General features: G+C 47.2%; 19 protein-coding genes. 2 read left to right on the forward strand and 17 right to left on the reverse strand.

The genetic code is table 11. The features are described 5' to 3' along the window. Positions 1–70 precede the first annotated feature (70 nt). The 5 genes from ACHBHN_RS07615 to ACHBHN_RS07635 all read right to left on the reverse strand — a co-directional run bounded on the left by ACHBHN_RS07615 (position 71) and on the right by ACHBHN_RS07635 (position 6,385). On the reverse strand, positions 71–3,154 hold the full coding sequence (locus ACHBHN_RS07615; RefSeq protein WP_172059487.1) for an SNF2-related protein: 3,084 nt from the start codon (positions 3,152–3,154) through the stop codon (positions 71–73). Positions 3,155–3,269: 115 nt separating this feature from the next. Beyond that, positions 3,270–3,596 carry a hypothetical protein gene (locus ACHBHN_RS07620; RefSeq protein WP_105161269.1) on the reverse strand — a complete coding sequence of 109 codons (327 nt, stop codon included), beginning with the start codon at positions 3,594–3,596 and terminating at the stop codon, positions 3,270–3,272. Positions 3,597–3,815: 219 nt separating this feature from the next. Continuing rightward, positions 3,816–4,358 carry a ribosome hibernation-promoting factor, HPF/YfiA family gene (hpf, locus tag ACHBHN_RS07625; RefSeq protein WP_105111237.1) on the reverse strand — a complete coding sequence of 181 codons (543 nt, stop codon included), beginning with the start codon at positions 4,356–4,358 and terminating at the stop codon, positions 3,816–3,818. A gap of 76 nt (positions 4,359–4,434) precedes the next feature. Continuing rightward, the gene (locus ACHBHN_RS07630) at positions 4,435–5,100 is read right to left on the reverse strand and encodes a ComF family protein (RefSeq protein ID WP_172094578.1); all 666 of its coding nucleotides are present in this window, start codon (positions 5,098–5,100) and stop codon (positions 4,435–4,437) included. Next, positions 5,093–6,385: a DEAD/DEAH box helicase gene (locus tag ACHBHN_RS07635; RefSeq protein WP_394733890.1), complete on the reverse strand. Its 1,293-nt coding sequence runs from the start codon at positions 6,383–6,385 to the stop codon at positions 5,093–5,095. Before ACHBHN_RS07635 ends, ACHBHN_RS07630 begins: the two co-directional genes overlap by 8 nt. Before the next feature lie 56 nt (positions 6,386–6,441). Here ACHBHN_RS07635 and ACHBHN_RS07640 point away from each other — a divergent pair, with 56 nt between their 5' ends. Next, positions 6,442–7,074, forward strand: coding sequence for a YigZ family protein (locus tag ACHBHN_RS07640; protein WP_105123556.1), 633 nt, complete (start codon positions 6,442–6,444; stop codon positions 7,072–7,074). Positions 7,075–7,164: 90 nt separating this feature from the next. After that, a complete protein-coding gene (cysK, locus tag ACHBHN_RS07645; RefSeq protein ID WP_105111234.1) occupies positions 7,165–8,091 on the forward strand; it encodes a cysteine synthase A in 927 nt (308 codons plus the stop codon). A gap of 64 nt (positions 8,092–8,155) precedes the next feature. Here cysK and ACHBHN_RS07650 read toward each other — a convergent pair whose 3' ends face one another. The 12 genes from ACHBHN_RS07650 to gmk form a co-directional block, all read right to left on the reverse strand. Beyond that, a complete protein-coding gene (locus ACHBHN_RS07650; RefSeq protein WP_105111233.1) occupies positions 8,156–8,527 on the reverse strand; it encodes a S1 RNA-binding domain-containing protein in 372 nt (123 codons plus the stop codon). A 1-nt stretch (position 8,528) separates the two neighbouring features. Further along, positions 8,529–9,929, reverse strand: a complete 1,401-nt coding sequence (locus tag ACHBHN_RS07655; RefSeq protein ID WP_105111232.1) for a bifunctional Cof-type HAD-IIB family hydrolase/peptidylprolyl isomerase — start codon at positions 9,927–9,929, stop codon at positions 8,529–8,531. 54 nt (positions 9,930–9,983) lie between these two features. After that, positions 9,984–10,625, reverse strand: coding sequence for a response regulator transcription factor (locus ACHBHN_RS07660; RefSeq protein ID WP_105111231.1), 642 nt, complete (start codon positions 10,623–10,625; stop codon positions 9,984–9,986). Beyond that, positions 10,597–11,613, reverse strand: coding sequence for a sensor histidine kinase (locus ACHBHN_RS07665; protein WP_105123555.1), 1,017 nt, complete (start codon positions 11,611–11,613; stop codon positions 10,597–10,599). Before ACHBHN_RS07665 ends, ACHBHN_RS07660 begins: the two co-directional genes overlap by 29 nt. Then, positions 11,613–12,308 carry a cell wall-active antibiotics response protein LiaF gene (gene liaF, locus ACHBHN_RS07670; protein WP_105123453.1) on the reverse strand — a complete coding sequence of 232 codons (696 nt, stop codon included), beginning with the start codon at positions 12,306–12,308 and terminating at the stop codon, positions 11,613–11,615. Before liaF ends, ACHBHN_RS07665 begins: the two co-directional genes overlap by 1 nt. 95 nt (positions 12,309–12,403) lie before the next feature. Next, positions 12,404–14,395, reverse strand: coding sequence for a Stk1 family PASTA domain-containing Ser/Thr kinase (gene pknB, locus ACHBHN_RS07675; protein ID WP_105123452.1), 1,992 nt, complete (start codon positions 14,393–14,395; stop codon positions 12,404–12,406). Continuing rightward, positions 14,395–15,132 (reverse strand): Stp1/IreP family PP2C-type Ser/Thr phosphatase, encoded by a 738-nt coding sequence (locus ACHBHN_RS07680; protein WP_105111228.1) that lies wholly within the window; start codon positions 15,130–15,132, stop codon positions 14,395–14,397. Before ACHBHN_RS07680 ends, pknB begins: the two co-directional genes overlap by 1 nt. A 33-nt stretch (positions 15,133–15,165) precedes the next feature. Next, positions 15,166–16,482 (reverse strand): 16S rRNA (cytosine(967)-C(5))-methyltransferase RsmB, encoded by a 1,317-nt coding sequence (gene rsmB, locus ACHBHN_RS07685; protein ID WP_105123451.1) that lies wholly within the window; start codon positions 16,480–16,482, stop codon positions 15,166–15,168. Continuing rightward, positions 16,463–17,401: a methionyl-tRNA formyltransferase gene (gene fmt, locus ACHBHN_RS07690; protein WP_105123450.1), complete on the reverse strand. Its 939-nt coding sequence runs from the start codon at positions 17,399–17,401 to the stop codon at positions 16,463–16,465. Before fmt ends, rsmB begins: the two co-directional genes overlap by 20 nt. A 162-nt stretch (positions 17,402–17,563) precedes the next feature. Next, complete coding sequence (locus tag ACHBHN_RS07695; protein ID WP_172022730.1) at positions 17,564–19,951, reverse strand: primosomal protein N'; 2,388 nt, start codon at positions 19,949–19,951, stop codon at positions 17,564–17,566. A 120-nt stretch (positions 19,952–20,071) separates the two neighbouring features. After that, a complete protein-coding gene (gene rpoZ / locus ACHBHN_RS07700; RefSeq protein ID WP_105111224.1) occupies positions 20,072–20,386 on the reverse strand; it encodes a DNA-directed RNA polymerase subunit omega in 315 nt (104 codons plus the stop codon). 22 nt (positions 20,387–20,408) lie between these two features. After that, on the reverse strand, positions 20,409–21,023 hold the full coding sequence (gene gmk / locus ACHBHN_RS07705) for a guanylate kinase (protein ID WP_105111223.1): 615 nt from the start codon (positions 21,021–21,023) through the stop codon (positions 20,409–20,411). Between the last annotated feature and the right edge of the window lie 72 nt (positions 21,024–21,095).

The raw sequence follows: 21,095 nt of genomic DNA on the forward strand, positions 1-21,095 counted from the left end.
AACTACTCATTATATCATAAAGGCACAGGGTTTTACCACACAAGAGGAAGTCTGCTTCAGATTGTCAGCCTTATTCTGTGATACCAAGAATGTCACGAATATCTTCAACCGTCAGACTTGAGCGACTTTCTTCGCCGTCCAGCACCGTCTTGACCAGATTTTTCTTACTTTCCTGCAGGGCAAGGATTTTTTCTTCAATCGTTCCCCTAGTAATCAATCGATAGCATTCGACCGTTTCTGTCTGCCCCATTCGGTGGGCCCGACTAATGGCCTGGGATTCCACCGCAGGATTCCACCAGAGGTCAACCAAAATGACTGTATCGGCACCAGTCAGGTTGAGCCCCACGCCACCTGCCTTGAGGGAAATGAGGAAGGCATCTCGGCTACCTGCGTTAAAGGCTTGGGTCATTTCTTGGCGCTGACTAGCAGGGGTCGAGCCGGTCAATTTGTAAGAGGTCAGGCCCAACTCATCCAGCTGCTGCTCAATCTTATCCAGCATTGTTCTAAACTGTGAAAAAATCAATACCCGATGCTCACCCTCTTTAAGCTGTTGCAGGAGCTCGCTCAGGCTATTGAGCTTACCACTTTCTCCGGTAAAATCATCCATAAAGAGGCTGGGAGTGTCACAAATTTGGCGGAGACGGGTAATGCCTGATAGGATTTCAATCTTATTGCGGTTAATCTGGGCATCATCTGCTCCCAACACCTTGGACTGCATTTGCTGGAGTTGCCCCAGATAGATGACCTTTTGCTCATCTGTCAATTCATTTAGGACATTGACCTCAATCAAATCTGGCAATTCATCCAGAACCTCTTCCTTATGCCGTCTGAGGACAAAGGGCTGGATCATACGGGCAATTTCCTGGGAAGTCATCTTGCTAAATTCCTGCTTACCTGGCAGGAGGCCTGGTAGGACAATCTGGAAAATAGACCAAAGCTCAGTCAGGTGATTTTCAATAGGCGTACCAGACAGGGCAAAACAATTCCCTACCTCAAACTCTCTCAGAAGCTGGGCAATTTTTGACTGAGAATTTTTCATGACCTGGGCTTCATCCAAAATCAAATAATCAAATTGCTCTTCTTTATAGAGGTCAAAATCCTGTCTGAAGGATGGGTAGGAAGTCACATAGACCTGATGGTCCTCATTGATAAGCTTTTCCCGGTGGTCCTTATTGCCATAGACCACTGCCACTTCCAAGTCCGGCGCAAATTTGGCACATTCTTCCTGCCAGTTATAAATCAAACTAGATGGAGCCAAAATCAAAACCTTGGAACTTGACTTCAGATGGCCTGACAGGAAGGCAATAGTTTGCAGGGTCTTCCCTAGACCCATATCATCTGCCAGAATGCCCCCGAAACCATAATGGTTGAGCATGGAAAGCCATTTGACGCCTGTCTCTTGGTAATCCCGTAGTTGCTGATTAAGGGGCTGTTGGGGAAGAGGAAAGGTATCTGGTGCCGCCAAATGAGCCGCCATGGTTTGAAATTCTTCCGAAAAATGAACCTGGTCCAAGCCTGACAATTGCTGAGCCAATCGGAAACCATTCAAGGCATCCAAATGAAGGGTCTGCCCCTTTCCAAATTTAGCTCGGAGATTGGTCAGAGTCTGGCTGATGCGCAAGGCCTCTTCGTCGAAGACCAGCAACTTGCCACTTGGGCTGGTATAGTGGTCCTCCTGGTTTAAGAGGGCCTGGATGGCCTGATCCACCTCAGATTGATCAATGCCTGTCAAGTCAAAGGAAATGTCCAACAAGGAACCATTTTTCACGATTTCAAGACTTGGCTTGGCCTGAATAAGATTATTTTCTAACTGCTGGTCCAGGTAAACCTTACCCATTTTTTCCAACAGGGCTAGATGTTCCTTGTAGAAGGTATACCATTCGGTCTGGACCAAGGGCTGGCGGTAGGCCAGGAATTTCCCATGAAAGCCTGCTAGCTTGATCGCCTGGTGGACAGCTTCCAGATGTTGAAAATGACTTGTAAAAGGTAGTAAGTCCAGCTCCTCTTGCGAGGCAACCTTGCGACCTGAAAAATCCAAGACCAGCTGCAGGGTCAAGCGACCACTTGCCTCCATGCCCAGATGGAATTCCGGCTGAAAATCCTCAATGGCAAAGCGTTTGGGTGCCTTGACTTTCCCCAATTTTTGCAGTTCCAATAAACTAAGGGCCAATTTGCCCTGATCTTGAAAATCCACTTGAACCTTGCGTAGGCCTGATTCAGTCGGAACCAGATCATTGATCCGCATCAGCAGATTTTCCTGCTGGTGATTCAGGCTATAGATAGTACCATGTTTGAGTAGGTAACTTCCATAAAAGAGCTGGCGGACAGGCTCTTCATGAATCACCATTTCAATCATATCCATATGAACCGTTACTTCAAAACAAAAGAGACCGTCTTCTGGCGTTAGGTGTTTAATGGTCAACTGTGAGTAGCTGGTCTGCTGGTGGGTCAGTTGAAATTCATCCAAGTCCCCCAGTAATTCCAGCCCCTCCTCAAAGTGAGACTTGGGCAGGCGAAAATGACGACCGAAATGAACCAAGACTTCCGAGTCCAGGCGGGCTTTTTCAGGCACCAGGACCCATAAAAATTCCAGAAGAGCCTGACTTGCCGGGTCAAAATGATCAAAGGACACATGCTCAAAGTATTTTTTACCGATTTGATACTGGCCATTGGTTTTGACCACCTTCAAAAAGGCCCCAATATCGCGAATAATATAGTAACGCTGGTCTGGCAAACGACCGATTTTGAGGGTCCAGTCAATCTGGCGGTCATAGGCCAATAACTGCCCCTCCACCGCCAATTGGTATTGGATACCCAAATCAAGCGGAAGCGGTAAAATTTCATCCAAAAACAAGCCGCCAAAGTAGGTTCGCCTAGCGGTCTCCTTCTGATGGCTGCCCTCCTCCTTGAGGGTCTGACCAGCCTTATCATTCTTCAAAAAATACTCCGTAGCAGCCAAATGCTGGCAGTAGCCCTTGTTTTGAAATAGCAGACAGCTACAATTAAGCTCACTATCGTCATCACTATAGGAAAACAACTCCCCGGCAATTTCCAGTGTCATCTTACCCAGCTCGCTCTCAACGACTGTCAACTGACCCGATTCGTATAAATCAATTCCTTCCTGGCGAGTCCGCCCCGGCATCATCCTACTCATCCATGCTCCTATTCAACATTCATTCCTAACAAATATTATCTCTCCATTATAGCATAATTGAAACCGAATTTCCCTCCCCAGGGATCAAAAAAACACCAGCTCAAGCTGATGCTTTCTATTTCCTCTTCCAATAATAGTTGGTTGCGCGACACATCCTGACCAGGTATTTGCCAAGTCGCCAAAGCGAAAAGAGCGCAAGCCCAAGGAGGAAGGTTGCAAGAATCATATGGCCCAGATGAAAGTCTTTCAGCAGCTTAGCTAGGCTAAAGAAACTGATAAAGGCAAGCAAGCCGACCAGGACCAGATGAAACAAGATTCCGAGCCAGCCCAACCAGTAACGACTGCCAAAGGGCGCCTGTTTTTCTGGCTCAAAAACTGGCAATTCCAAGAGCCACCCTCCAATTAATTCTGCTAAAAACTGCATAGCTAGTCCTTTCGTCACCCGTCATGGCAAAAGAGAGAAGGTTGCCCTCCTCTCCTATTCGTTTATATAAGAAACAGTATTTACAAGTAAGGTAGATTTAGATGAGAGATAGTTTTTTTTACAAATCAAGACCGTTTTTTGATGGAATACTGACTGTATTTCGAGAAAAACGAACGATGAGTGGCAGAAAACTAGCCTTAGCTAAAGATACTGAACTGTGAATACAAGTTCTGAGAATTACTGACGCACTTCCAAGAGTCCCAAATCGCCATCTTCACGTTTGTAAAGGACATTGGTAGTACCATCATTGGCATCTGTGTAGATAAAGAAGTCATGTCCAAGCAATTCCAATTGAAGAACCGCCTCTTCCATATCCATTGGTTTCAAGTCTACCTGCTTAGTACGAACTACTTTTACTTCTTCTTCAGCTTGCTCTACCAACTCGTCTGTAAAGACTTGACCAGTAGCCACTTTTTGACGGTGTTTGCGCTCGATTTTTGTCTTATTACGACGGATTTGACGTTCAATCTTGTCTACGACAAGGTCGATTGAGCCATACATTTCTTGTGAAATGTCTTCTGCACGCAGGGTTACACCACCAACAGGGATGGTCACTTCAACCTTAGCACGCTTGTCACGGTAAACCTTCAAGTTTACTTTGGCATTCAACTCTTGGTCTGCACTAAAGTACTTCTCAATCTTAGCAACTTTCTCTTCTACATAGGCACGGAGTGCATCTGTAACTTCAAGGTTTTCTCCACGAATACTGAATTTAATCATATTAGTACCTCTTTCTTGGCTTTCGCCTTTCTTCACTATCATTATAACACATTTATAAAATATTGCAACCGTTTTCTCAACGTGAAAGTGAAAATGTTTTGATTTCTTTCTGACCAGTTTTCATGAAAAGTCCCACAGCAAGCTGGATTGTGGCACCTGTTGTGTAAATATCGTCAACTAAAATTATTTTTTCTGGAAGCTCATCTTCCTCCAACAAATAAAAGACCTGTTCTGCATCAAGACGCTCCTCCCGACTTTTTGAAGACTGTTTCTGGCTATCAATTTTGCCCAGGAGCTCTTTATATGGAAGACCAGCCGCATCAAGTAGCCCCGTCACCTGATTGAAGCCTCGCTCCTCCAACCTCTCTGGACTAAGGGGAATGGGGACCAAGGTATAGTCCGAATAAGCTGACAGGGCTGCCTTGATTTGCTGGGCAAATACCTGTCTGAGCAGATAGTCCCCTTGAAACTTGTACTTGCTGAAATAATCTGCCATGGCTGGATTGTATTGGAAAATGGCCCTGTGGTCAATGTGTTTGCCCCTGGCCTGCCAGTGCCGACAATCACTGCAGATATCGGAAGTTCCTGACTTATAACAAGACGGACAGTGGAGCTCTGCTATTTCCTTAAAAGAAGCCTGACAGCTGGAACAAATCCCTAGCTTTTCCTGCTGGAAAAAGAGGATAGAGCTAAATGTGGTGCGGGTTCGCAGGCTTTCCGCACAGAGTAGGCAGTTAGACATAGCCGGCCTCCTTATTCATAAATTTGATTTCAGCGATTGCTTTTTCAATGGCACGGGTCGAACCCTCATGAAAAAAGAGGAGCAAGCCTGTGGGACGATCCATGGACCGTCCGACTCGACCTCCAATCTGCACCAAACTGGACGACGTATAGAGATAGTGGTTGGCCTGGACTACCATGACATCAACCATGGGAAAGGTCACACCTCGCTCCAGAATCGTTGTTGAAACCAGGATGGTAATGGTGCGGTCGCGAAAACCTTGAACAATCTCCAGTCGATTTTCCGTCTGACTAGAAACAAAACCGATTTTCTCATCAGGAAATTCTCGCTCCAAAATCGCTACAAATTCCTGGCCTTTGGAAATTTCTGGCAGAAAAATCAGCAAGGGAAAACTTGTTTTTCGCTGGTTTCTGATAGCTTTCTTGAGCTTGACAACCAGCTTGTCCTTTTTCAGGCTCTGGTCAAATTGGCTGAACCAGACCTTTTCTGGCACAATCAAGGGATTGCCGTGAAAGCGTCTGGGCAAACTGAGCCGTTCTAATTGGCCGGATTTTACCTTCCTATCCAGCTCATCCGTCGAGGTCGCTGTCAGGAAAACCTGGAGCCCGTCTGCTTTGACGGCATTGTCTACTGCCCGGTAGAGCATGGGATTGTCCGCATAGGGAAAGGCATCCACCTCATCGATTAAGACCAAATCAAAGGCCTGGTAGAACTTGAGCAACTGGTGGGTGGTAGCGACCACAAGCGGCGTCCGAAAATAAGGATCCGACTGGCCATGAAGGAGACTGATGGGAACAGCGAAATCTTGTTGCAGCCGCTTATAAAGCTCGATACAGACATCAATTCTGGGACTGGCCAGACAAACTGCTCTGCCCTGGTCAATGACTTGCGCTACTGCATGGTAAATCATCTCCGTCTTTCCAGCCCCCGTCACGGCATGAACCAAGGTCGGCCGCCTTTTTTCAATATTGGCACAGAGCCCGTTTGAAATCTTCTGCTGCCAATCAGTCAGCTGACCAGACCACTTGAGACAGGCATTTTCTGGGAAATCCTGCTGGGGAAAATAATAGAGTTCCTCATCTGACCGCACCCTGCCTAGCAGGATGCATTCTCGGCAATAGTAGGCCCCGTTTGGCAAACGATGGCGATCCGAAAATGCAGTCGAACAACGAAAACAAACGCCCCCCTCTGTCATGCTAGGTAAGGTCTGAGCTGCTTGGCGCTCTTCAGCCGTCAATTGATACTTGGTAAACAGTCGTCCATAATAATTTTCTAATTCTTTCATCACTTATTTATTCGGAAATTTTTGTCAGTTTTTGGAAAAACGTGTATAATTTTGGTATGAAAGAATTTAAGACCATTAAAGAAGACGGTATTGTCGAAGAAGAGATTAAGAAATCCCGCTTTATTTGCTTTATGAAACGGGTGACAACCGAGGAAGAGGCCAGAGAATTTATCAACGGTATTAAGAAAGAGCACTACAAGGCCAACCATAACTGCTCTGCCTTTATCCTTGGCGAAAATATGGAAATCAAGCGATCATCGGACGACGGCGAGCCTTCTGGTACAGCGGGTGTTCCCATGCTGACAGTGCTGGAAAATCATGAACTGACCAATGTCGCAGCGGTTGTGACCCGCTATTTTGGAGGTATCAAATTGGGTGCCGGTGGGCTGATTCGGGCTTATGCTGGAGCCGTGTCCAAGGCCGTCAAGGAAATCGGCGTTGTTGAAGTCAAGGAGCAAAAAGGCATTTCTATCACCCTTTCCTATGCCCAGTACCAGGAATTTGCCAACTGGCGGGCTGAGTTGGGACTGGAAGAACACGATACCCAATTTACAACGGAAGTTCAAACCATGATCTATGTTGACAAGGAACTGGTTGCGCCGACTCTGACTAGTCTGACCGAATTTTACCATGGCAAGGTCACAAGCCAAGAGACTGAGCCAAGAATTGTCGAAGTTTCTGTTCATTAAAAAAAGCTATCATAACGATAGTTTTTTTATATTATACATTGGCTGGGACTTGGTATATACTAGAAGTAACTATATTTGGAGGTATTAGCAATGGCTATTTATCAATCGATTACAGAACTTGTCGGAAAAACACCGATTATCAAACTCAATAACATTGTCCCTGAAGGTGCTGCGGATGTCTATGTCAAACTGGAGGCCTTCAACCCTGGTTCTTCTGTCAAAGACCGCATTGCTCTGGCAATGATTGAAGATGCTGAAAAGGCCGGCACTATCAAGCCTGGTGATACGATTGTTGAGCCTACAAGCGGAAATACTGGTATCGGTTTGGCTTGGGTTGGAGCTGCAAAAGGTTACAAGGTCATCATCGTCATGCCTGAAACCATGAGCATTGAGCGTCGTAAAATTATCCAAGCCTACGGAGCTGAGCTAGTTCTCACACCAGGTAGCGAGGGGATGAAGGGTGCCATTGCCAAGGCCAATGAAATCGCTGAAGCACAAAATGGCTGGGTACCTTTCCAATTTGCCAACCCGTCCAATCCAAAAGTTCATGAAGATACAACAGGACAAGAAATTTTGGAGGACTTTGGACCAACTGGTCTGGATGCATTTGTGTCAGGCGTGGGTACTGGTGGTACCGTCAGCGGTGTCTCTCATGTCCTTAAGGCAGCCAATCCCGATGTAAAAATTTACGCTGTGGAAGCAGATGAGTCTGCCGTCCTCTCTGGTGAAGCACCTGGTCCGCACAAGATTCAAGGAATTTCAGCTGGCTTCATCCCAGACACCCTGGATACCGCTGCCTACGATAGCATTGTCCGCGTCAAATCAGATGATGCTCTGACAACCGGCCGCGCTATCGGCGGACAGGAAGGTTTCCTGGTCGGTATTTCTTCTGGCGCTGCTATTCATGCTGCGATTGAAGTCGCTAAGGAACTAGGAGCTGGCAAAAAAGTCTTGGCTATCCTGGCTGACAACGGTGAACGCTATCTGTCAACTACCCTCTATGAGTTTGAAAACTAATATACCAAAAGAGCCTGGATTTCCAAGCTCTTTTTACTATTGGAAAGCTAGACTAGCAACTAGTCTAGACCTTTCCTTCTTTCATTTCCTTCAAATACTCCTTGGATTCGGCAATCCAGGTTGGGAGGGCCTTGGCCAGAGGCTCAAAGCCAATCTTATAGCGGTCGTTGGTAAAGCGGTGGTGTCTTGGGATTTTTTGGCGTTCTTCTTCCAAGGTCCGCATAGATAGACTAGCCTTGTGCGAATATTCATCATAGTCAACGACTTGGACCAGAACTTCCTGGCCCATTTTAATAAAATGGTGGATATTATCAACAAAGCCTGTCTTGATTTCAGAAATATGGATAAGCCCAATCTGACCGTTCTCTAATTCAACAAAGGCACCGTAGGGCTGAATGCCCGTCACTTTTCCTTTGACTTTATCACCAATATTCATCTTAGTCCTCGATTTCAATACTTTCGATGACAACATCTTCATGCGGACGGTCTGAACCATCTGTCTCTACAGACGCAATGGTATCCAATACCCTATAAGATTCTTGATCCATCAAATGTCCAAAGACCGTGTGGCGTTGATCCAGGTGCGGTGTTCCCCCATTTTCAGCATAAAGAGCCGCAATTTCCTTAGGCCAGCCACCGCGCTCCAATTCCTTGACATTGTAAGGGAAATTCTGGTTCTGCACGATGAAAAATTGACTGCCATTGGTATTGGGACCTGCATTGGCCATAGAAAGAGCACCACGCAGGTTGAAGGCCTCCATAGAAAATTCATCCTCAAAGGACTCACCGTAGATAGACTCACCGCCCATACCTGTACCAGTCGGGTCGCCACCTTGAATCATGAAATCCTCGATAATACGATGGAAAATAATGCCGTCATAGTAACCATCTTTTGACAGGGCAACAAAGTTCGCCACTGTTTTTGGTGCAATTTCTGGGAAGAGCTTGATGGTCATGCTACCGTGATTGGTCTTGATGCGGGCAACTGGTCCCTCTACATTTTCCAAGTCTAATTGTGGGAAGTATTTTTCTTTTTCTACCAAACCTAATTTCTCCAAGGCATCAAAAATGCCGTCTTCTTCTACTGTTTTTGTAATATAATCTGCATGTTTTTGCAGTTCTGGGTGGGAATGCCCCATGGCAATACTGATGCCAGCATATTGGAAGAGCTCGATGTCATTAAGACCATCGCCAAAGACCAAGACATTTTCTGGTTTGAGACCAAGCTTTTCAACGATTGCGGCTACCCCTGCTGCCTTAGAGGCAGACTTGAGGACAATGTCTGATGAAATGGCATGCCAACGGACACTGCGTAAGTCACTCTGCAATTCCTCCGGTAAGACCACTTCCTGACCTTCCTGCTCAAAGGTCCACATTTGGTAAATATCCTGGCCCTTGTAAAAATCAGGGTCTGTCTCCAGATTATCATAAATGGGGTCAATGGCCTGACTAATCCGCTGGTCACGGAAGGACAGAGTGGCTTTTTCGGCGCTCATAACCCCATAGTCAATCCCCACTTGCTTGGTCCAAGCAATATATTTCTCAATCAAATCCGGTGCAATCGGAGCCTTACGAATGACATTGCCTTTGGCATCTTCTACATAAGAGCCGTTTATCATAGCAAAGTAATCCGGCTGCAAGGCCTGGATTTCTGGCACAACACCATATTTGGCCCGACCAGAGGCAATCCCTATCAAGATGCCTTTTGCTTTCAGTGATGCAAAGACCGTCGGAATAGTGTCCGGAATAAATCCAGTCTCCACCAAGCGCAAGGTATCATCAATATCGAAAAATACCAACTTAATCTTCTTGGCCTTGTATTTTAATTTTGCGTCCATCTATTCTCCCCCACTTTTGTTTTTCATTGAGTATGACTGCCTACCATTATATCACTAATCTTCATCCTGTGCCACCAGTCCATGTTGAAAGGCATAGACGACAGCCTGGGTCCGGTCGCTGACAGCTAGTTTAGACAGGATATTGGAAACATGGGTTTTCACCGTTTTGAGGGAAATGAAGGATTCATCCGCAATCCGCTGATTATCATAGCCCTTGGCAAGCAGGGCCAAAATCTCCCGTTCACGTACGGTCAAATCATCATGCAGGTCTGGATAACGCTTGTGGTGCTCGACCTTCTTCTCCACTTCTGTTTCAATGGCAAATTCCCCACGCGCCACCTTGCGAATGGCAGAGAGAATCTCGTCTGCACTAGAGGTTTTGAGCATATAGCCCTTGGCACCAGCCTCAAGAACTGGATAGATTTTTTCATTGTCCAAATAAGAAGTCAAAATCACAATCTTGACATCCGACCATTCCTTCAAGAGGGCCAGAGTCGCCTCTACCCCTGTCATCTTGGGCATGACCAGGTCCATAACAACCACATCTGGACGCAAATCCAGTGCCTTAGCCAAGCCTTCCTCGCCATCGCTGGCTTCTGCGACAACCTCCACATCAGCCTGTAAATTTAAATAACTTTTCAATCCTAGTCGGACCATCTCGTGGTCATCAACCAGCATCACTCGAATCGTCTTCATCTTCTTTTCCTTTCAGTAGTGGGATACGAATATCAATGGCAACCCCCTTGTTAGGAGCCGTCCGAATCTTGATAGTCCCTGCCATATCTTCCACCCGCTCGCGGATGTTTTGGAGGCCATAGCTGAGCTCCCCATCATCTTCCTGCTGGAAACCAATGCCATCATCTGTCATTTTAAGCTGTAATTCTGTCTCCTTCTGAATCAAGTAGACATCCAGTTGCTTGGCCTTGGCATGGCGCAAGGTATTGGAAATAATCTCCTGGGCAATGCGGAAGAGGTGCTCTTCTATCAGCTTAGGCAATTCTTCCACTTCATGCTGGAAGTGGACCTGGATACTACTCTTGTCGCTGACTTCCCGCAGAATCACATCAAAACCTTCAACCAGGGTCTTACCTTCCAGCTCACTAGGTCGTAAGTGCAGGAGCAAAATCCGCAAATCCCGCTGGGCCGACTCAATCATGTCCTTGACCAAGACCAGCTGCTCTTGCAGGGTTTCTTTCGGTATGGTGGACAGATTTGATGCCAGACCTGATAAAATCATGCTGGTCGCAAAGAGTTCCTGGCTGACCGTATCATGCAGGTCACGGGCAATTCGCTTGCGCTCCCCCTCGACAATTGCTTCCCGTTTGACTAGGTCCTGGTTGTCAATCAATTGGACCTGCCTGGTCAAACTGCGCATTTTCTCAGATAGGTGTAGGAGCAGTTGGTCCTCGTCGCTATCAACCCTAATGGGCTGGTGATTGCTGATTTGCTTAATCTTCATTCTCATGGTCTGCGTGGATAGGAAACTGACCGTCTGAACTAAGATAGATAGAAAGATTGTCAAGAGTATCAGGAGCGAAATCAAGGTCACATAGAGCTGGTCATTGGCCGTCCAAAAGGACATGTCAAATAAGGAATAGCCCAACAAGGGAAGGACTGAGGCAAGGATGACGATAACAATCAGCCCGGCATACCAAATGAGAAAAAATAGCGTTCCTTTCTTCATCATACCCGCACGACCTCCACATCGCCATAGAGGCTATTGATGACAACCTTGACCCGCTTATTGGCAGAAGAATAGTCAGGGGTCGCAATCGAAAAACTCTCATTTCGCAAATCCCAATGTGCATCGCCTAAAAAATAGACACGTCCATACAGACTAGAGGCAGACAGGGATAGCTCGACATCAATAGGAATGATAATTTTAGTCTTACCAAAAGTCTTACGGATAACAACCACATTATCCCGACCAATTAGAACCGTCTGATCCAGGTCAACAACGTCATTGCCAAACAGGCGGATAATATTGATATCCTCAAAACCATACTGGTCCTGGGAATGATCTTTATGACCAAACCACTGGGACTTTTGATGCTGGGATTGAATATGCTGGTCCCCCAGAACTATCTGGGAATACTGGTACTGCTTCTCATAGCGTGAAAAGAAATTAACCAAAATATAGACCACCATCAGCAAAACACCGATAATGAAATAAATATTGAGGAAAAAGACTAAAAATATGAGAGAAAGGGCCGTTGTTAGTAGGGCATTAAGCCCCTTTCTGCCTGTGATATACCAGAATAGAATTAGTATCACTGCGATTAGGAGAAGAGTCCGTGCCGTCTCACTGGCTAGGGTATCAAAAAAGGCCAGCGTAAACAAAATACTCTCTATCAGTATAAAAAATTGGATTTTTTTCATGTAAGGATCCTCTCCCAATATTCTAACAGATTTTAGCAGGATTTGTCTCCTACCCGGGTAGGAATTTTAAGAAAAAAGAGAGGACAATGCCCCTCTTAGTCTGAATTATTTGATGAAGACGTACTAGTCGTCGTTGATTCTTCTGTCGAGCTAGTGCTGCTACTGCTGGACTCTGGTGTCACAGTAGGAATGGATACATAAATTGTGACAGAGTCAGTAATAGGTTGACCTGGCAGAGGACTTTGTCCTACGACCAGATTTCGCTCACTAGTCGAATAACTCGAATCTTCCACGCGCTCAATACTTTTAATTCCCAAAGCTTCCAGCTGTTTTCTAGCATCTGAGTAGGAAGTCGTCAAGATACCAAAATCTGGCATGAGTGGTCGTTGACCTTTTGAAACAATGAGAACCAGGCTAGAACCCTTAGAAACACTGGTATTGGCTGCAGGGTCTGTTCCGATTACCTGACCAGCTTCTAAGTAGTCGCTGTATTCTTCCTTGGTCGAAGAAACCTTCAAACCGACAGCTTCTAGGGCATGGGTAGCATCATTCACACTACGTCCAGATACATCCGGTACATCAACTGGCTCAGCCCCTCTGGAAACAACCAAGACAACGGTTGAACCTTTTGGCTGACTGGTCTCCCATTCTGGCTTAGTCCGAATCACCCGGCCCTGTTTAACCTTCTCGCTATACTCTTCTTCCACTTCCACTTTGAAGCCAAGAGCCTCTAGTTTTTCCTGGGCTTTTGCCAATTCATCACCAGACAAATCAGGAATGTTGACACCTTCTTCCATGGCAATGACAATATTGACACGGGAACCTTCTTTGCGCTTGGAATTAGCAGCAGGTGTTGTCCGAATAACTTGACCTTCTGCGACTTCCGTCGAAGCTTCATTGGTCACCGTACCCACGCGCAATCCGGCTGTCTCAATCTCCTCCGTCGCAACTTCCAAGGTTTGCCCCACAACATTCGGCACTGTCACTGTGGCTGGAGTGTTAAAAAGAATGGCGAAGAAGGCCGCCAAGAGAAGGCCAATAGCAATCATCAACACCTTATAGCGGGTACGAATCCTCTTTTTTGCCTTGGGCTTCTTGGCTGATGACGTCGGCTTAGTTTTTGGAGCAACTGCTACTGGAGCTGGTGAAGACTCCACTGGTGTATCTACTTTTTTCTCTGAAGCAACCTGGGATAATTTAGGCAGGGTTTTTGAATCCACCTTGTTTTCATCCAACACCACCCGCTGCTCATTGCGGCGATTGTAGGACAAGGCTGAAGCCATATCCGTGTACATTTCCGCAATGGACTTGTAGCGGTCTGTCAATTTCTTGGCTGTTGCTTTTAAGACAACATTTTCCAGAGCCTGCGGTACGTTTGGATTGGCCTCGCGGACAGATGGCATGGGCTTTTGAAAATGCTGGAGAGCAATGGTTACAGCGCTATCGCCATCAAAAGGAATTCGTCCTGTCAACATCTCAAAGAGAATGACCCCCATGGCATAAATATCACTTTGCACTGTAGCCTTGGACCCCCGCGCCTGTTCTGGCGAGAGATAGTGAACCGAGCCCAACATCGAATTTGTCTGGGTCAAACTGGTCTCTGCAAAGGCAACCGCAATCCCGAAATCCGTTACCTTGGCCACGCCATCTTGCGTTAGAAGGACGTTCTGAGGTTTCAAATCCCTATGGATAATACCGCGGGTGTGGGCCATACGGATAGCCAGCAAGATTTGCCCCATGATACGGACCGCATCATCATTATCCAAGGGTGAATTTTCCTGGATATAGCGCTTCAAGTCCAGGCCATTAACATATTCCATGGCCAGGTATTGCTGACCATCTTCCTCACCAATATCCGTAATCCGTACGATATTTGGGTGATTGAGATCAGCCATGGCTCTGGCTTCACGCTGAAAACGTTGAACAGCAATTTGATCTGTCTGGTAATTGGTCCGGAGAACTTTTACAGCAACCTCCTCACCATCCAAAATCAGATCCTTTGCCAGGTAGACATCAGCCATTCCTCCTCGGCCTATCTGCCGAATGACCCGATACCGACCGGCAAAAATCTTACCGATTTGGATCATTAGTTAGCCTCCTCCGTGATATGAAGGATGGCAACCGTGATATTGTCCAAACCGCCAGCATTATTAGCGAAACGAACCAGGGTCTCTGCCTTGCTTTCCAACGAAACATCACTCAAGAGGATATCGCGAATATCCTCTGTCGAGACCATATTGGTCAAGCCATCACTGTTGATTAACACGTAATCCCCAACTTCCAAGGTCTTCAAGGCAATATCTGGTTCAACCGGGTCCGCCTGACCAATGGACTGGGTCACAATATTCTTCTGAGGATGGTTCTGCGCCTCTTCTTCTGTCAATTGACCCGCTCGCATAAGAGCTCCAACCAAGGAATGGTCACTGGTCAAGCGTTCATATTCTTCATTATGAACGATACCGATTCTAGAGTCCCCGATATGGGCATAAATCATCTGATTGTCAATAACCACAACCGCTTCTAAGGTTGTTCCCATGCCCTTGTATTCTTCGGTCTGACCCAATTGATAAATCTTTTGATTTTCCTGCTCAATGATGTCAACCATCCATTCACGGACTTCGTTGAGGGTCATAATTTGAGTATCTACCCAGGCAGCACCAAGGTCTGTGGCTGTCATTTCACTAGCAATATGGCCTGCGCGATGACCTCCTAGTCCATCTGCTAGAATAATCAAATCAATTCCTGCTCGGTTGACATAACGATTGACATAATCCTGGTTATTTGATCGTTTTTGTCCAACATCTGTAAGTAATGCAATTTCCATAAGTTTCTTGTTGCTAAGCAACAGCCTCCTTTTCTAGAATCGTCTTCTCAGCTGACCAATGAAAAAGCCATCTGTCTGAAAAAGTTCAGGGGTAATCAGTATCATTCCATCTGTCACAATTGATGATTCTGGATGTGTTAATGCAACTTGTTCAAAATCAGGATGACTGTCTAAAAATTCTCGAAGAACTTCCTGATTTTCTTTTGCAATAATGGTACATGTGCTATAGGTTATTATACCACCTTTTTTAATGGTTTGGCAAACGCTGTCCAGTATCTGCAGCTGTATTTTTTTCAATGCTTCAAAATCCTGACCAGCCTTATTATAGCGAATGTCTGGCTTACGACGGATAAGCCCGATGCCGGAGCAGGGAGCATCCACCAAAATCTTGTCAAAACTATCTGGACCAAAGACTTCATGCACCCGACTGGCATCCAATTTTTGAGTTTCAATCTTATCGGAAAGGCCCAGGCGGTCCGCATTTTCCTGGATAAGAGCCAGCTTGTGGTCATATAAATCCAAGGCCACCACTTTCCCACTATCCAGGTAAGACGCCATGTGGCAGGTCTTACCACCAGGTGCCGCACAAGCATCCAGTACGACTTCATGGCCCTCAAGTTGCAAGGTCGGAGCCACCAGCTGGCTGGTCTCGTCCTGAATGGTCAAAAGACCGGACTTGAAAGCCTCCGTCCCAGCAAAATGTCCATGGGACTTGACTAGGCCAACAGGAGACAAGTGCGACCGCTCCGCTCCCAATGCTGCCTGCAAATCATCCAGACAGCTAGTATCTGTTACACGGACACTAGCCTTATTACGCTGGTGCAGGCTGGCAAAAATCTTCTCCGCCCTCTCATCACCATATTCCGCAACCAAGGTCTGAACCAGCCAGACTGGGACAGAATATTGAACTGACAAACGCTTGTTCTTCCGCTTAATACTAGCTGGGTCAGGCAGGTCCGCCTGGCTGATTTTCCGCAAGATGGCATTGACAAATTTGTCCGTTCCCTTGCTACGCTTGGCTAACTCCACCGCCTCATTGACCACGGCATGGACAGGCAATTTGTCCAAGTAAAGCAGCTGGTACAAGCTCAGCATGAGCAAGTAATAAACCCAGTTGTCCAGCTTGTCCCGGTCATCGATAAAGTGGGCCAGATACCATTCCAGCGTAATTTTTCGTGACACCGTACCATAGACCAATTCCGTAGCCAGCCCCTTGTCCTGGGCTGACAGGTTGGTTCCTTCCAAGGCCTTGTTGAGGGCGATATTGGAGTAGGCTCTCTGTTCAAAGACCTCTGTCAAGACCGCCAGAGCCAGTCCACGCGCTGTTTGCTTACTGTTCACCAAAGACATCTCCTACCTCAATCTCACGGCCAGCCCCATTCAAAAAGTCCGCAATCGTCATCTTGGGCTTGCCCGCTGGCTGAACGGTTTTTAGGGAAATAGCAGAGCTGCCACAGGCGATGACCAGTGTTTTCTTAGTCTTTTCAATGACCTGACCTGGTCTGCCAGACCCTTCCACTTCCAAAGCCTCCTGAATTTTAAAGCGCCCTCCCTGCCAATAGGTATGGGCAACCGGCCAAGGATACATACCACGAATCTGATTAAAAATCTGGCGGGCAGACTTGGCCCAGTCCAAAACTTCCTCCTCAGGCTGAATATTGGGCGAGAAGGTCACCTGTTCAGGGTCTTGTGCCACCGGCTTGATGTCGCCAGCCATATAACCCGGTAAGGTTTTCAAGAGCAGGTCACGACCGACCACCGCTAGTTTTTCAAAAAGGGTGCCGACATTATCTGTCTCTTCAATGGCAATGTTGTCGCTTGAAATCATGTCACCCGCATCCATTTCCTTGACCATTTCCATAATAGTCACTCCGACACGCTCATCTCCGTTGATAAGAGCATAATGAATGGGCGCGCCACCGCGGTACTTGGGCAAGAGCGAGGCATGGACATTGACCGCAAAGTCAACAGAGTCCAGCAGCTTGATCGGTAAAAATTGACCAAAGGCCGCTGTCACAATTCCGTCCGCTCCCAATTCCATAATGTCCGCCATTTCCTGGCTGCCTGATAATTTTTCCGGCTGGTAAACAGGCAAGTCGTACTCCAAGGCCACCTGCTTGACCGGTGTCATTTGGATGGTTTTCTTGCGCCCAACCGCTCGGTCAGGCTGGGTCACCACCGCCAAAACCTCATAGGAGCCCTCTGCCAAAATGCCTTTCAAAACAGTCGCTGAAAACTCAGGCGTTCCCATAAAAATCAATTTTGTCATCTCTGCTCCTTCATCCTCTATTTAGTATCCCTTAATTATACCATTTTTATGGATAATTGCCTTAACTGGGACTTGAAATCTAGATAGCAAAAAGGCTGGACACACCTGTCCAACCTCATATATTGTACCTCAAGAACAGATACTGTCAATGTTCAAAGAGTATCACATCATATTTTGCGGTTCATTATCAATCACCAGGCGCAAGTCCTGGTTGTCCCGCTCCTGGGTCCAGTCCAAAATCCGATTGAGGACCTGCTCCAGCTGCTCCTCCCGCCGGTACTTGAGAATGATTTGATAATGGTAAAGATTATGGGTACGGGCGATAGGCTTGGGCGTCGGCCCCAAAATCTGAATCTGCTCCGTCAAGTTCTCCCGCAAGAGCTGCACCGTCTCATAGGCCTTTTTGATGACAAGATCCTCCGACTTATGAGAAAAGGTCAAGCCCACCGTGAAATAGTAAGGCGGATAGCCCAGACTTTTCCGAATGCCCATCTCATACTGATAGAAGCCCTCGTAGTCCTGGTTCTTGGCAAAGGCAATGGCATAATGATTGGGATTATAGGTCTGGATAATGACCTCCCCCTCCTTGTCTGCCCGACCTGCTCGACCAGCCACCTGGGTCAATAATTGGAAGGTCCGCTCGGATGACCTGAAGTCTGGCAAATTCAGCGCCGTATCCGCATTGAGCACCCCTACCAAGGTCACATTTGGAAAGTCCAGTCCCTTGGCAATCATCTGGGTCCCCAGCAAGATATCTGCCTCCTGCCGACCAAATTTCTCCAAAAGGGCCTCATGGGCACCTTTTTTCTTGGTCGTGTCCACATCCATCCGAAGGATACGAGCATTCGGCAGCAATTCCTGCAACTCATCATAGGCCTTCTGGGTCCCCGTACCGTAGTAGCGAATGGCCCGACTCTGACAGTTAGGACAGACCTGGGGAATGGGCTTTTGAAAATTGCAATAGTGGCAATTCATAGACCGGCTGTCCATGTGCAGGGTCAAAGAAATATCACAGTTTGGACACTGGTCCACCGTCCCACAATCCCGACACATGACAAAGGAAGAATAGCCACGGCGATTGAGCATGAGGACCACCTGCTCCTTACGAGCCAGCTTTTCCTGGATTTTTTCTATCAAAACCGGCGTAAAATTACTAGCCTCATGCTGGCCGATATAATCTCTGAAATCAATGACCTGGACCTCTGGTATCCTGGCCTGCGGATTGGCTCGCTGATTGAGGACCAGCCTACCGTAAAGACCGCGACTGGCACGGGCACGAGTTTCTAGGCTTGGCGTAGCCGACCCCAAAACCAGGACAGCCTGGTTGTAGTCCGCCCGCAGCTTTGCCACGTCTCTGGCATGGTAGCGAGGATTGGAGTCCTGCTTATAGGTCGCCTCATGCTCCTCATCGATGATAATGGCTCCTAGATTTTTTAAGGGAGCAAAAATCGCCGACCTGGCACCGACCACCACCTGGGCCTCCCCCCGCTCAATCTTACGCCACTCGTCGTACTTCTCCCCGTCTGACAGGCCTGAGTGCAGGATGGCCACCTGCTGGCCGAAACGCGCGATAAAACGATTGGTCATCTGGGGCGTCAGCGAAATCTCCGGCACCAGCATGATAGCCGTCTTACCCATCTTGAGGACCTGGTCAATGACCTGCAGATAGACCTCTGTCTTGCCAGAGCCTGTCACCCCCTGCAGCAGATAGGTCTGGCTCTCCTGGCCGACCTTGGACAGGATTTCCTTGACCGCTATGGCCTGCTCTGGATTGAGGGAAAGCGCCTGGCTGACCCCTACCTTATCAAAGAGAGCTTGGGTCCGCGAGACCTCCTCCTCCCAGACTTCTATATAGGCATTTTCTTGGAAATAGCGGAGCGTATCAGCTGAAAAGTCCTTTTTCAAGCTGGCTAGAGGCTGTTCATCAGAATGTTCCAGTAAGTAGGCCTTCAAAGCCAGCCGTTTCTTGGCACGGGCGGGTATCTCTGCTTGCATGAGCTGGTCCCGATTTACCCGGTACCATTTTTCAGTCTTGATTTGCTTTTTGTCCTTGGCCACATAGTCGACCAAGATTTTGCCTGCCTGGGCAAGCCGCATGATGCGGGCCTGCTCAGACACATCCAGGTCTGAAAAACGGACCTGGTCCCTACCGCCAAACAGGCTTTCCTGCTCTGCTATTTCCAAACCAAGCCCAGGACGGAGAATTTTGTCATAGGTTGAGTTGAGGAGGCTGGGTAGCATGGCCTTGAGCAGGGTGATTTTGTAGGCGAATACCGTCTTGCGCATCTGGTCTGCCAGCCAAAATTGCTCCTTGTTGAGGACTGGCGAATAGTCCAGCACTTCCACAATGGGCTTGATGTCCTGGGTCCCCTCTGGCAATTCCTCAGTCAAGCCGACCACGATGCCCTGAATCAGCCGATTACCCTTTCCAAAGGGCACATGGACTCGGATACCAGGTACAATTCCCGCCTCAAATTCTTCAGACACTAGATAGGTATAGGCTTGGTCCGTCTGCATGAGCGGCACGTCTACGATAATCTGTGCGTACATAGATCCTCCTTTCGTGATGGTTTGGATAGGTTTCACTCTTTTATCAATGGTTCAATAAATACTTCAAAAGACTATCAAATGGAAAAGAAACCCGGATGGTCCCCCAGCCGAGTTTTGAATTTAGATTTTCTCGCCGTCTTCTTTTTCTTTGGCGATTTGTTCTTTGATTTTGCGCTCTTCTTCTTCAGCCAAGCGTTTTGCTTCTTCAGCCTTGCGACGAACAGCCTCACGTTTCGCTTCTGGGTCTGGATGGATGACCACATTGCCTGCCTCGATTTCTTCCAAGGCACGGAGGGTTGATTTTACAGAAGTAAATTCTTGCGTTGGCTTAGCGCCTGCCTCCAATTCGTGAGCACGCTTAGCCTCCAAAATAACCAATGAATACTTAGATGGTACCTTGTCCAACAAGGTATCAATAGACGGTTTTAACATCATAGGACTTATTCTCTTTTCTAACTTAAATATTTTTAATCATGTCGTTGTACTTGCCAATCACACGGTCCACACGGAAATGTTCCGCCTCAATCACGCGCTTGACCAATTCCGCTGCCTTTGGCACCTCATCATTGACAATGGCATAGTCATACTCACGCATGAGAGCAATCTCTTCCTTGGCACGCTCAATCCGCTTGGCAATAACCTCTTCCGAGTCTGTCCCACGACCGACCAAACGGTCTTTGAGCTCTTCCAAATCTGGCGGAGTTAGGAAAATAAAAACTGCATCTGGCACTTTTTTCTTGACCTGGAGGGCACCCTGGACCTCAATCTCAAGAAAGACATCGATTCCCTTGTCCAGGGTTTCATTGACATAGGTCAAGGGTGTACCGTAGTAGTTGCCAACATACTCAGCGTATTCCAGCATTTGTCCCTGACGAATCAACTCCTCAAACTCCTCTCGGCTCCGGAAATGATAATCAACCCCGTCCACCTCACCTGGACGCTGAGCCCGGGTCGTCATAGACACCGAATACTCAAATTTATTACCTGGATGGCTAAAAATTTCCTGCCGAACTGTTCCTTTCCCTACACCAGAAGGACCGGAAAATACGATGAGTAAGCCTCTTTCCTGCATGTTATCTCCTTTAAATCTTTCATTCTAGTGTAGCAAAATTCTCAGCAAATATCAACTGATTTTAAATCTGGA

The organism is Streptococcus sp. A22, assembly GCF_043674215.1.
Taxonomy (GTDB): domain Bacteria; phylum Bacillota; class Bacilli; order Lactobacillales; family Streptococcaceae; genus Streptococcus; species Streptococcus suis_V.